Source organism: Clostridium sp. (assembly GCF_051656525.1).
In the GTDB taxonomy this organism is placed as follows: Bacteria; Bacillota; Clostridia; order Clostridiales; family Clostridiaceae; genus Clostridium.
The window spans coordinates 1-13774 of sequence record NZ_JBOGCC010000150.1 but is presented as its reverse complement, the minus strand read 5'-3'; the positions used below and the strand labels follow the sequence as shown (position 1 = coordinate 13774).

Annotated in this window: 10 protein-coding genes; all 10 read right to left on the bottom strand. The window is 28.4% G+C overall.

All coding sequences use genetic code 11. The annotated features are described in order from the left end of the window. On the bottom strand, positions 1-839 hold an 839-nt coding region (locus ACRDDY_RS07570), incomplete at its 3' end, for a TDT family transporter (RefSeq protein WP_438564341.1). Between the two features lie 177 nt (positions 840-1016). After that, positions 1017-3314, bottom strand: coding sequence for a polyprenyl synthetase family protein (locus ACRDDY_RS07565; protein ID WP_438564340.1), 2298 nt, complete (start codon positions 3312-3314; stop codon positions 1017-1019). A gap of 102 nt (positions 3315-3416) precedes the next feature. After that, positions 3417-3647: a hypothetical protein gene (locus ACRDDY_RS07560; RefSeq protein WP_438564339.1), complete on the bottom strand. Its 231-nt coding sequence runs from the start codon at positions 3645-3647 to the stop codon at positions 3417-3419. Positions 3648-3687: 40 nt separating this feature from the next. Beyond that, on the bottom strand, positions 3688-5637 hold the full coding sequence (locus ACRDDY_RS07555) for a GTP-binding protein (RefSeq protein ID WP_438564338.1): 1950 nt from the start codon (positions 5635-5637) through the stop codon (positions 3688-3690). Positions 5638-5753: 116 nt separating this feature from the next. Beyond that, a complete protein-coding gene (locus ACRDDY_RS07550) occupies positions 5754-6539 on the bottom strand; it encodes an ABC transporter ATP-binding protein (RefSeq protein WP_438564337.1) in 786 nt (261 codons plus the stop codon). Then, the gene (locus tag ACRDDY_RS07545) at positions 6536-7537 is read right to left on the bottom strand and encodes an ABC transporter ATP-binding protein (protein WP_438564336.1); all 1002 of its coding nucleotides are present in this window, start codon (positions 7535-7537) and stop codon (positions 6536-6538) included. Before ACRDDY_RS07545 ends, ACRDDY_RS07550 begins: the two co-directional genes overlap by 4 nt. Positions 7538-7551: 14 nt before the next feature. Continuing rightward, positions 7552-9114, bottom strand: coding sequence for an ABC transporter substrate-binding protein (locus ACRDDY_RS07540; RefSeq protein WP_438564335.1), 1563 nt, complete (start codon positions 9112-9114; stop codon positions 7552-7554). 14 nt (positions 9115-9128) lie between these two features. Next, positions 9129-10028, bottom strand: coding sequence for an ABC transporter permease (locus ACRDDY_RS07535; protein ID WP_438564334.1), 900 nt, complete (start codon positions 10026-10028; stop codon positions 9129-9131). After that, a complete protein-coding gene (locus tag ACRDDY_RS07530) occupies positions 10013-10984 on the bottom strand; it encodes an ABC transporter permease (RefSeq protein WP_438564342.1) in 972 nt (323 codons plus the stop codon). Before ACRDDY_RS07530 ends, ACRDDY_RS07535 begins: the two co-directional genes overlap by 16 nt. Positions 10985-11165: 181 nt before the next feature. Further along, positions 11166-13760, bottom strand: a complete 2595-nt coding sequence (gene clpB, locus ACRDDY_RS07525) for an ATP-dependent chaperone ClpB (protein ID WP_438564333.1) — start codon at positions 13758-13760, stop codon at positions 11166-11168. Between the last annotated feature and the right edge of the window lie 14 nt (positions 13761-13774).

Genomic DNA, 13774 nt, shown 5'->3' with positions numbered 1-13774 from the left:
TTGCTTAAAATATAGTTATTCATAAATAATTTACTCATTTTTAAACTTGCAACAACACTAATTGCTAATGGGAATGTAAGTGCTGCATATGTTGGTGCAAAACCTTTTTTAATAAATCCAATTATGTAAGTATATACTAGTCCCAAATTAAATAACGATGTAACTGCTAAGAAAGCTAATAATATCATATTTGGTGTATGTGTTATTGTTAGGTATCCCGCAATACAAAGACTAGCTGGTGCTGCCATAATACCCACTGTTGGCATTTTATGATCTTCAACTCTCTCTTTGTGCCAGTACATTCTATAAACCATAATTGGCCATGTTACTACATAAAAGAATATTCCAAAATAACAAAGAAATTTTGCTATTCCTGGAAATCCCATCCCTGGACTTGCTACTGTTCCAACTACCATTCCAATCCATACAACAAACCAACTTGGCACCATATCTTTAAATTTATGCTCTATTAATCTTACTGTAAAGAAAGCTATAAATATAATAAAATGAAATACTACTGCGAAAAGCCATATTCCTCTTGCAAGTGTTGGTAAAAAACCGATTATTGCTGAAGCTATTAAAAACAATGCCATATCAATTGTTGGATAAAAACTTCCTAAAACAGGATTTTTAATTTCTTCAACAATTTTTTTAGGGAACATTATTGCTCTTATTAACATAAATACAAGTGCTCCTATTGCTACAATTACCGATATTGGCTTTAAAAAATCTATTCCAAAACCTTTCCATGCATTACTTATTGTCATAAATGCAAGAACCGTTCCACATATTCCTATTGGATAATTTTCTAACTTATTTAATTTTTTCTTTAGTTCCATTATTATTTCCTCCTAAGTTTTACTCACCTTATATTGTTATCATATACTCTTTTGTATTATAAGTAAAATATTATTATATTATAATATTAATAATATTTCACCTATATGTAAATAAGTTTTTCTGCTACATTATTATATCCTATTTTTTTTAATAGTAAAGTTTTTTTAATTTTCAAATTATTTTTCTCTGTTTATTATATAATTCATAAGCTCTTTTAAAAATTTTGTATTTCTATTTATTTTTTTTAACAACTTTATAGCTAGTAGATAGTAAGAGTATAGCTCTTTTTCTGCTTCTTCATATCCTAATATAGTCACAAAAGTGGATGTATTATTTTTTTCATCTATCTTTACTTCTTTTCCTAAAACTGAAGAATCTCCAGCAAAATCTAACATATCATCTTTTATTTGAAATGCTATTCCTGCATATTTAGCGAACTCTTTTAAATTTTCCTTTTCTTCCTGTTTAGCCCCTCCTAATATAGCCGGCATTAATATAGCTGCTTCAAATGCAATTCCAGTTTTATAAAAACAGATTTTTTCAAGTTCCTCTATATCTATTTTTTTATCTCTTGAATTTAAATCTAACTCTTGACCTATACACATAATCTTTATTGCTTCAATTGAATATCTTATAATTTCTAAAATTTTTTTCTCCTTAAAATCAAATAAATTTACTTGTTCTAACAGACCTTGTAATGTTAAGAATACACTTCCAAGTTCAGCTATTTCTATACCATACCTTTTATGAACCGTTTTTCTTCCACGTCTTTTATCTGCATTATCTTGTGATGGTAAATCATCTAATATTAATGATGCTGTATGCATATATTCTAAGGATTTTATAAGTGGTATTAAACTTTCTTTCTTTAAATTATATCCTTCCATCCCAACTATCCATGCAATGATTGGTCTTAATCTTTTTCCTTCTCCTTCCAAACTATAATTAATACTCTCTACTATTTTGCTTTCTTCTCCTTTTATTCTTAATACACCATTTATTTCTTTTTGTAACTCCTTAATTTTTTCTTTAAAACCTTCTTTCCTACTTTTATTTTTTTCCAGCCTTTCTATTATATTATCTCTTAAAAATTTATCATAAAACTCAATATTCTCAACCCTATCCTCCAGTGCTTTTATTAATTCAAATAATTCCTTATCCTCAAATTTTATTTTTCCCATTATTGCATTATATTTATTCTCATTAACTCGTAATTTTAATCTTTTCAAACTATTTATTGCTCTTGAAAAAATTATATCTTTTGTTTTCTCATCATTTTTATAAACCTTATAAACTAGATAATAAATTACACACCAATAAAATTTAAATGGATTTATACTCTTTTTATTTTTTAAATAATAAGTATATGGTGTAAATCTATTATTTTTAAAATCTTCCTCTATATCAGTAAAGTCATCTGCTAGTTGATTATAAATACCATAGTAAAACATATTATTTTCAAAAGAAAATCCTTCTTCTTTATCTAAAACAGCTGGTACTATAAGTCTTGATACTGATGATTTTAAAATAATCGATTTAAATACCTCTTCCTCTTCATATACAAGATTTAAAGACTTTTTTCTATCCTCTTCTTGGGCTATAAAGAATATATATGAAAGATCTAAAAAATTCCTCTTTCTTTTTTCATCTATATTATCACGTATATAATTGAAACTTTCTATAAGTTCTTTAGTTACAAAGGTAATAAACTCTTTATTTTTTCCAGTCCATTCTATATTCTCCTCTACATCTCCTTGTATAAGGGCATTCTTTATTAAATTAGAATATTTTTCTTCCTCTTCTTTTTCTAAAATTTTTGCATCAAATAAATCATCTATAAATGGATATGTTATTCCATATGCATATCCAAGTCTAATACATTTTTCTAACTCCTCTCTATTTTCCTCATCTTCACTTTGGTCTCTATAAATAATTACCCCCATAATTATTTTCAATATTTTTCTGATAGCTTCATCTTTATTCATTTCCTTTGGAATCTTCTTGTGTATTTTTTTTATTTTATTCATAGTCCATATTATTGTATCTTCTACGCCATTCTTTCTAGCTTTTTCATAAAATTTATCTAGTCCTAGTTCCTCTTCTTTTTTACTTCTTATATTTATTTTTATTTTTTCAGTAGTTTCTTTTATTTTCTTTACCACCTCTTCCTCATATATATTTTTTCCTAAATCTCTCATATAAATATAAGATATACTTCTATCTAGATAACTATCTAAAATATTTTTTCTGTCTAAATACTCTAAATATTTATTCCCTTTTAACTTATTTACATCAACTTTTTTTATAATTTTTTCACTTAAAGCAGTCTTTTTTAAATGCCTTTCTTTCCACTTTTCTAAATCTTTTTTTAAAGTTTCTATATAATCAGTACTTATATAAATATCATATAGTTCATCATAGTATTTACCTGCATATATTAATGCCTCATTATAAATCCTCTCTTCCCTATCCATAGTGTATTTTCTCCCCCTTATTTCTCCTCTCTTATATACTATAATTATTGCCATACTAATATTCATAAACTAAAAAAGCTACCAAACTTTTGGTAGCTTAAATTAGTATTTATTTTTTATACCTCCATATATTCCATAAAAAAAATTTATTAAAAATCCTAAACATACTACTATTGTTAAATATAATCCTATACCTAATGTTTTTGTTTGTGCTGGAACTTTAGTTATTGTTGTATATAAAGTAACCACAAACATAAATATAAAACCTGATGCAATAATTGAAACAACATCTAAAATTATATTTATTATTTTCTTAAGGAATATTTTTGCCATACTTATGGCTAATACTATTTTTTTTACAATTTAGACACATTTAATTTAAGCAATGCATATGTTCTTTTGCATCTTTTCCCTCTACTAAATAGGATTGTCCTTTTGAACAAAATATAGATGTACTTGTATATTCTATATCTGCATTTTTATTATATCCAATCTCCTCGATTACTTCCTCTTCATTATGACAATAATCATAGCTTTCAAAAACCATATTAAGACTACCTTTTCCATGAGTAAAACTTATAAACTCTAATGGGTAATCCATAAATGTTTTAACAGGTCCTCTTCCCTTAATCCTTATAATCTCTTCATTTAAATGTTCTGGTGTATTAAATTCTCCATACATCTTTTGTATATCTGCCATAATTCTTCCTAAATGTTCTACATTTGCTGATATTGAAAACTTATAGTATGGCTCTAAAAGTTTATTGTTAGCCTCTTCAAGACCTTGTCTTAAAGCTCGTTTTGTAGCTTCTCTAAAGTCACCACCAGACGTATGTTTATTATGAGCTCTTCCTGTTAAAAGAGTTATTTTCATATCAGTTATAGGGCTTCCCGTTAGTATTCCCTTATGTTCTCTTTCAAAAATATGTGTTTTTATAAGATTTTGATTTCCTGTAGTTAAATAATCTGCATGACATTTATTAAAGAAAACTATTCCACTTCCTCTTTCTCCTTCTTCAAGCTTTAAATGAACTTCACTATAGTGTCCTAAAGGCTCAAAATGTCCATACCCAATAGATGCACCTTTTATGGTTTCCTTATACATTATTTGTGGTTGTCCAAAGGTAACTTTAATATTAAACCTTTCATTTAATATTTCTTCTAACACTTCAAGTTGAACCTTTCCCATTATATTTATAGATAATTCTTCTATATCTTCTTTCCATACTACATTTAAACTACTATCTTCACTTTCTAGTATTTTAAATATTTTAAGAATCTCACTCTTGCTTATTTTCTTATCATAAATAACTTTAACCATAAGAGCAGGTGTTGTATTTAGCTTTAACCTTTCGTCAAATCCAATAGAATCTCCTGCTTTAAGTTCATTTATTCCTACTATTCCAACAATATCTCCATCTTCAATCTTATCTACAAGTTTATATTTAGTTCCATTATATTCTCTAATTTCATTTATTTTTTCTTTTCTATTTTCTCCATTTACTATAAACTCAATTTCTTCTTTCGTTTTTATTTTTCCACTAAGACCTTTTATAAAAGTTATTCTCTTTCCTTTTTCATCATATCTTATTTTAAATACTCTTCCCTTAAATTTATCTTCCTTAGTATTTTCTACATAAGTTAATTTATGAAAGCTTTCAAAAAATTCTACTATTCCAATATCTAATAGTGCTGAACCCTTAAATACAGGAAATACTTCTTCACCTTTTATCAGTTCTTTTAGTTTTCTTGTCCAAAGTTCTTTAGAATATTCACCTTCTAAATATTTCTCTAAAAGCGCTTCATTTTTCTCTGCAATTATTTCTATTTTCTCTTCATCTAAGCTTTCAAAGTTTGAATCTGTAAAAATTATATCCTTACTTAATTTAATTTTTATTTCTTCTAAAACCTCAGATATATTCGCACCAATTCTATCAATTTTATTTATAAATATAAATGTTGGAACATCATACTTTCTAAGTAAGTTCCATATGGTTTCAGTATGACCTTGAACCCCTTCAGCTGCACTTATTATAAGTATTCCATAATCTAATACACTTAACGCTCTCTCCATCTCTGGTGAAAAATCTACATGTCCTGGAGTATCTATTAAAAAGTATTTATCTTCTTCATAATTTAAAATAGCAACATCTGAAAATATTGTTATTCCACGTTCCTTCTCTATATTATGACTATCTAAAAAAGTATCCTTATGATCTACTCTTCCCTTCTCTCTAATTACTTTATTGTTATATAATAAACTTTCTGAAAAGGTAGTTTTACCACCATCAACATGAGCAAACACACCTATCGTTTTCTTCAATTTCATCGCCTCCTAATCTTTTATTATCTTAAGGTTTATTATACTCTAAATCTTCTCATAATAATAAAAACACTTACTCTAAAATTTTTAAGTAAGTGTTTTAGCTTTATATCAAATTAAAATTCTCTTATTTTAGGTACTGATTCTATTAAAAGTTTTGTATACTCATTTTTAGGATTATTATAAACTTCTTGAACACTTCCAATCTCAACTAGCTTTCCTTTATTCATAACACCAATTCTATCACTTATATATTTAACCATTGAAAGGTCATGAGCTATAAAGAGACACGTTAAATTTTCTTCTTTCTTAAGTCTTTTAAAAAGATTAACTATTTGTGCTTGCATTGATACATCAAGTGATGCAATAGGTTCATCTGCAATTATAAACTTTGGATTCATAGTAAGTGCTCTTGCAATTGCTATTCTTTGTCTTTGTCCTCCTGAATACTCATATGGATAAGACTCTAAATAAGTCTCATCTAATCCAACTTTATAAATCACTTCTCTTATCTTATCTTCTATTTCTTTTTTACTTTTCTTACCTTGTATTTTTAAAGGTTCACCTATTATATCTTTTATTTTCATTCTTGAATTTAATGAAGAGGTTGTATCTTGAAATATAATTTGCATAGTATCACGTATAAGTTTTTTCTCTTCTCTACTACATTTCTTCTTTCCAATTATTTTATCTAAATACTCTATTTCTCCACTTCCATCTCTGTTAATTCCTATAATAGCCTTTCCAAGTGTACTTTTTCCTGAACCTGACTCTCCAACAATACTTAAAATTTCTCCTTCATATACATCAAAGCTTACATTATCTACAGCTTTTATCCATTCTTTTTCCCCAAGCTTAAAATATCTTTTTACATTTCTAACCTTTAATACCTTTTTCATCATAAAGCTGCTCCTTCTAAAAAGCTTATTTTTTCTTTATTTTGATTATAAAAAGCTTCCCATGAATAAACTATATGAGTTTCTGAAAGCTTTACCATTGGTGGTTCTTTGAAAAAATCTATTTCAAGTGCATTCTTATTTCTCTCTGCAAATGGATCACCTATTGGTGGATTTAAAAGATTTGGTGGTGTTCCTCCTATAGTCTCTAAATACTCACTATCCTCATTAAAACTTGGTAGTGATTTTAAAAGCCCTTTAGTATATGGATGAGTTGGATTCTTAAAAATCTCTTCCACACGACCTATTTCTAATATTTTTCCTGCATACATTATTATTACTCTATCTGCTACATTTGAAACTACACCTAAATCATGACTTACTAAAACAACTGAAGAATCATGTTCCTTTTTTATATGCACTAAAAGATCTAATATTTGCTTTTGAATAGTTACATCTAAGGCTGTTGTAGGCTCATCAGCTATAACGACTTTAGGCTTACAACTTACAGCTATTGCTATAACAATTCTTTGTCTCATTCCACCAGACAACTCATGCGGATATTGATTAAATCTTTCCCTCGCTCTATCAATTCCAACAAGATTCATTAAATTTATAGCTTCTTCTTTAGCCTCTTCCTTACTCTTTTTTGTATGAATAAGTAACCCTTCGACAATTTGATTTCCAACACTTATAGTTGGATTTAAAGAAGTCATAGGATTTTGAAATATCATAGATACATCCTTTCCCCTAAACTTCTCTGCCGCCCCTTCACTCAAATCATTTATCTTTCTATCTTCTAAACTAATTTCACCAGACTTAATAATAGCACCCTTTGGCAATATATTCATAATACTTCTACAAAGAATCGATTTTCCACATCCAGACTCACCAACAATAGCAAGAAGCTCATTCCTCTTCAAAGAAAAACTAACATCCCGAACAGCTTGAACAATTCCATTCTGCCCCTCAATATTGACAACAAGATTTTTAACATCTAACATTAAAACACCTCTGTTTAATTAATCTTCCATTCCTCAACATTCCATAAAAGTCCTGCTCCATGATGCCCAAGTGGTGTAGTTTCTGAAATTCCTTCAATATTTTTATCTGCTACAAAAACTGCATCTATATATGCCATAAATGTGTATGGAACATCTTTAGCCATTTCTACTTGGAATTTATCATATAATTCTTTTCTCTTTCCTGGATCTTCAATACTTCTTGCTTCTTTTAAAAGTTTATCTACTTCTTTATTAGAATATCCACTAAAGTTTGAGTTTTTATCTGTTCCAAATACTTTATACGTGTGATCATCTGGATCAAACGGACTACCCCATCCAATTAAATATGTGTCTTGGTTTTTCCAATCTATTTCAGCATTTATTTGCACCTTTGCACTTACTCCAATTTCTTTAAAGTTTTGTGCTGCAATATTTGCCATATCTATTCTAACTTGATCACCTTGTCCACAAACTATTTCAAATTCTAATTTCTTTCCATCTTTTTCATAGATTTTATCTGAACCTAATTTCCATCCAAGCTTTTCTATTTCTTCCTTAGCCTTTTCTGGATTATATTCAAGTTTATCCATTTTTTCATTATTATATGGTCCTCTTTGAATTGGTGAATATGCAACTTCTCCTTTTCCTAAAAGAACACTGTCAAGAATTCCTTGTCTATCAACTCCATAACTTAATGCTTGTGGTAATTCTTTATTATCTTTAAAGAACCCTCCATTAAAGTTATACAGAATACCTCTATAATCTGCTGTTACTATTTCTTTTACGCTAAATTCATCTTTTCCTTTAAACACTTCAATATCTTTAGGTGTTACTTGAGCTAAATCTACCTCTCCTGACTGAAGTTGCATAACCTTTGCTTTTGAATCTGGTACTATTTTAAATACTACTTTTTCTATATTAGGATCTACTTTATAGTATTCTTTATTTTCTACTAAAGTAATACTTTGTCCTGTGTCCCATTTTTCTAATTTATATGGTCCTGTTCCTATTGGTTTTTTATTATACTCATGCTCTGCAACATTTTGACCTTTTAATATGTGCTCAGGTATAATACCTACAGTTAAATAATCTAAAATTGCTACATTTGGTTCACTTAATACAAACTCTACATTGTATTCATCTATAACCTTAACTTCTTTTATTTCCTCATAATTTGAAAGTATTTCTGAATTATTTTTTGGGTCTTGTATAACATCATAAGTAAACTTTACATCATCTGCTGTAAATTTTTCACCATCATGCCATTTAATATTTTCTCTTAATTTAAACTTATAAGTTAAAGTTTTTTCATTCCATGTCCAGCTTTCTGCAAGACCTGGAATTACTTTATTATCCTTATCTCTATCAGTTAGCCCATCAAATATTAATGTATTTATCTCACCATGTTCATATAACACTGGATTGATATTCGTATAGTCACTACTTGCATAAACAAGAGTATTTGTAACCTCTACTTTTGCTGTTCCTTCTTCTTTTTTATCAGCACCACAACCTACCATAATTCCGGCCATAATACCAACACTCATTACTAATGCTATAATTTTTTTACTTTTCATTCCCTAAATCCCCCTTATAGGTTATTTCCCTTTTTATTATTTATTTTTCTAATGTAATTTCCCAAATTTGTGATTGATAACAAAGTTACTACTAAAAATAATCCTGGTATAACTATAATCCACCATGAATTTGTAAGAAGTGCACCATCTGCTAAAGAAAGCATAGTTCCCCAAGATAAAATATCTGCTGATAATCCTATTCCTAGAAAACTTAATGTAGACTCAGTCCCGATTGCTGTTCCTACACTAGTAACTATCATATACATAATTGCAGGTATAAAATTAGGTAATAGATGTCTTCTTAAAATATAAAAGAAGCCTCCCCCCATAACTCTTGCACAAACAATATATTCACTCTCTCTTATTCTTCTTACCTCTGTTCTAACCATTTTAGCTATACTCATCCAACTAGTTGTCCCAATAACTATTGCTATGGATGTAGCATTATTTTTTCCAAGTATCCCTTGAATAAACATAATTATTAAAATCCCTGGAATACTTAACAGTATTTCTGAAAATCTCATCATAAAATCATCTAAATATTCATTTGCTATACCACTTAAACTTCCATATAAAATTCCTATAAAGCTTGATATAGCTGTAGCTAACACTCCTATATAAAGTGATATTCTTCCACCATTCCATATACTTGAAAAAATATCTCTCCCCATAGTATCTGTTCCAAATAAAAATTTACTATTTGGTGCTACATTTACGCTATCTAAATAAATATAAAATGGATCTTCAAAAGATATTAGATCTGCAAATATACATCCTAAGAATATTACCCCTAATATTCCAAGTGATATAATAGGAAAACCTTTAATACTTCTTTTCTTTTTACTTATTTTAATTTTTTGCCCTTTTCTTGATACATCAGATGCCCTTGTGAAGTCATTTATATTAAACTGCATAATCTACAATCCTTCTTATGCTTCATTCTCGGATCTAATTTAAAACTAATAAATTGACCTACCATATTTGCTATAATAACTAATGCACCAGTTATTATACAAAGAATTAAAAGCATATTATAATCATGATATTGTGCACTTTCTAATGAAAGACTTCCAATTCCAGGATATGAAAACACTTTTTCAACAACATAAGTTCCACCTATAATATGAGGTACAGAAATTGCCATAATGCTAACTATAGCTGGCATTACATTTCTTATACAATGTTTATAAAGAATTATATTTTTTCTAACTCCCTTTGCCTTGCATAACAAAACATAATCTTCACGAATTTCCTCTAAAACCTTATTTCTTATAATGTAAGTGTAGTACCATAAGTGACTTATTATAAGAACAGTTACAGGTAAAATCAAATGAGATATTCTATTCATTAAATCCCCTTCCATTCCTATATCATAAGCACCACTTGTAGGTAAAACTTTTAAATTAACCCCTAAAAAAAGAATTAAAATTAAAGATACCCAAAAAGATGGTATGCTATTAGTTATATTTCCTATAAAACAAATAGCCTTATCTATAAATTTATCCTCATGTAATGCTGAAAAAACTCCTAAGAAAATTGCTAATAAAAATGTGAGTACATAAGCTAATGTACCTAAAATAAGTGTATTACCCCAAACTCCCGAAATAACATCCATTGCATTTTGCTTATACTTAAAAGACATCCCAAAATTGCCTTCCATAGCATTTCCAAGCCATTTTACATATTGAACATGAATCGGATCGTTTAACCCTAGATTCTCCTTTGCATTTTCTCTTTCGTACTCACTCATTCTTTCTACTGTCTCACCATAATAAGACCTTAATGGATCTCCTGGTGCAAGTCTTGCCATATAAAAAACAATTACAGATAAAAGAAAAAGCGTCAAAATAAATTGCCCAAACTTTTTAATAAATAAAATCTTTTATCACCCTCTTTTATTCATTCTTTGATATCAACTCCTTAAATTCATTTGGAAAATATTTACATTTAAGATTGTATCATTTTTTTTATTTAGATAAAAGCTTTTTATTTATTTTTATTCATAAAAATAAAAGCATGGTGAAACTTTTTAAATTTCACCATGCTTTAAATTATTCACTTTTTCCGCTTATTACTATTTCATCATCTTTCATATCTACAACTGCTGTCATACCAAAGCCAATTTCACCTTTTATGATTTTCTTAGCTAAAATATTTTCAATTGTATTTTGGATATATCTTTTTAATGGTCTAGCTCCATAAACTGGATCATAACCTTCTCTTGCTAAAACTTTTTTAGCTTCTTCAGTTATTTCTAATTTAATATTTCTTTCTACTAATCTATTACTTACTTCTTTAATGAAGATATCAATGATTCTTTCAATTCCTTCTTCATTTAGTGGTTTAAACATTATAATATCATCAACTCTGTTTAAGAATTCTGGTTTAAATCTCATTTTCATTTCATCCATAACTCTAGTTCTAATATCTTCACTTACACCATCTTTAGTTTCATTTTCTAAAAGATGTGCTGAGCCAATATTTGAAGTCATGATAATTATAGTATTTTTAAAGTCTACAGTTTTACCTTTATTGTCTGTAAGTCTTCCATCATCTAAGATTTGAAGGAACATATTAAATACATCTGGATGTGCTTTCTCTATTTCATCAAATAATACTACTGAATAAGGATTTCTTCTAACAGCTTCTGTTAATTGTCCTCCTTCTTCATATCCTACATATCCTGGAGGTGGTCCTACAAGTCTTGATACAGCATGTTTCTCCATGTACTCAGACATATCAATTCTAATCATATTTTCTTCTGTGTCAAATAATGTTCTAGCTAAAGTTTTAGCAAGTTCTGTTTTACCTACTCCTGTTGGTCCTAAGAAGATAAATGAACCAATTGGTTTATTCTCATCTTTAAGTCCTGCTCTCGCTCTAAGTATAGCACTTGATACTGATCTAACTGCTTCCTCTTGTCCTATAACTCTTTCTTCTAGCTCTTGATCTAATTTTAATAATTTCTCTCTTTCACCTTCTAAAAGTTTTGAAGTTGGAATTCCAGTCCATCTTGATAAAACTTCTGAAATTTCTTCTTCAGTAACTTCTTCTTTTAATAATGAACCTTCTGAATTTTCAGCAAGTTTTTCTTCTTTCTCTTTCATTTCATCTTCTAATTTTGGAATTAAGCTATATTGAATTTCAGCAACTTTATTATAGTCATAAGCTCTTTTATATTCTTCTAACTGACCTTTTGCATCATCAATTTTTTCTTTTAAGTTTCTTACTTCAATGATTGCTGCTTTTTCTTTTTCATATTTAGCAGTTAATTCATCATTTTTCTCTTTATGCTCTGCTAATTGTTTCTCAATTGAAACTAATCTTTTCTTAGAATTTTCATCTTCCTCTTTACTTAAGGCTTCTCTTTCAGCTTCTAATTGGAACACTCTTCTTCTTACCATATCAAGTTCTGTTGGTAATGAATCTATTTCTGATCTTATCATAGCACCAGCTTCATCAATTAAATCAATAGCTTTATCTGGTAAATATCTATCTTGAATATATCTATCTGATAATTTAACAGCTGCTACAATTGCTTGGTCATGAATTCTAATACCATGATGGATTTCAAATCTTTCTTTTAATCCTCTTAATATTGATATTGCATCATCTACCGATGGTTCATCAACAATAACAGGTTGGAATCTTCTTTCTAATGCTTTATCTTTTTCAATATATTGTCTATATTCATCAAAAGTAGTTGCACCAATACAATGTAATTCACCTCTTGCAAGTAATGGCTTAATTAAGTTACCTGCATCCATAGCTCCTTCTGTTTTACCAGCTCCCACTATAGTATGAATTTCATCAATGAAAAGAATTAACTTACCTTCACTGCTTTGTACTTCTTTTAATACCGCTTTTAATCTTTCTTCAAATTCTCCTCTATATTTAGCTCCTGCAATTAACGAACCCATATCAAGTGAGAATATAGTTTTGTCTTTTAATCCTTCTGGAACATCTCCATTAACTATTCTTTGAGCTAATCCTTCTACCAATGCAGTTTTACCTACACCAGGTTCACCTATTAATACTGGGTTATTTTTTGTTCTTCTTGAAAGAATTCTTATAGCTCTTCTTATTTCTTCATCTCTTCCTATAACAGGATCTAATTTATGATTTTTAACTAATTCATTTAAGTTTGTACCATACTTTCCTAAAGCATCATAAGTTCCTTCAGGATCTTGAGTATCTACTTTTTGACTTCCGCGAACTTCTTTTAATACCTCCATAAATCTATTTTCAGTAATTCCTGCATTTCTTAAAATATTTCCTACTTGACCTGTTTTATCAACTTCCATAATAGCAAGCATCAAATGTTCAACACTTATATATGAATCTTCAAATTTTTTAGAAATATCTTCTGATTTTATTAATACTTCATTTAATTTATTACTTATATAAACGCTAGTTTCTCCACTAACTTTTGGTCCGTTTTGAATTTCTCTATTAACTGTATCTTGAAGTGCTTTAACACCAATTCCCATTTTAGTGAAAATATTTGGAATTAAACCATCATTTTGTTCTAATAATGCCCCTAAAAGATGAATTGTATCAATTTGAGGACTTTTATTTCTCATTGCTATACCATTTGCCTCATTTAAAGCTTGTTGTACTCTTAATGTCATTTTTTCTACATTCATTTTATTCACCTCGT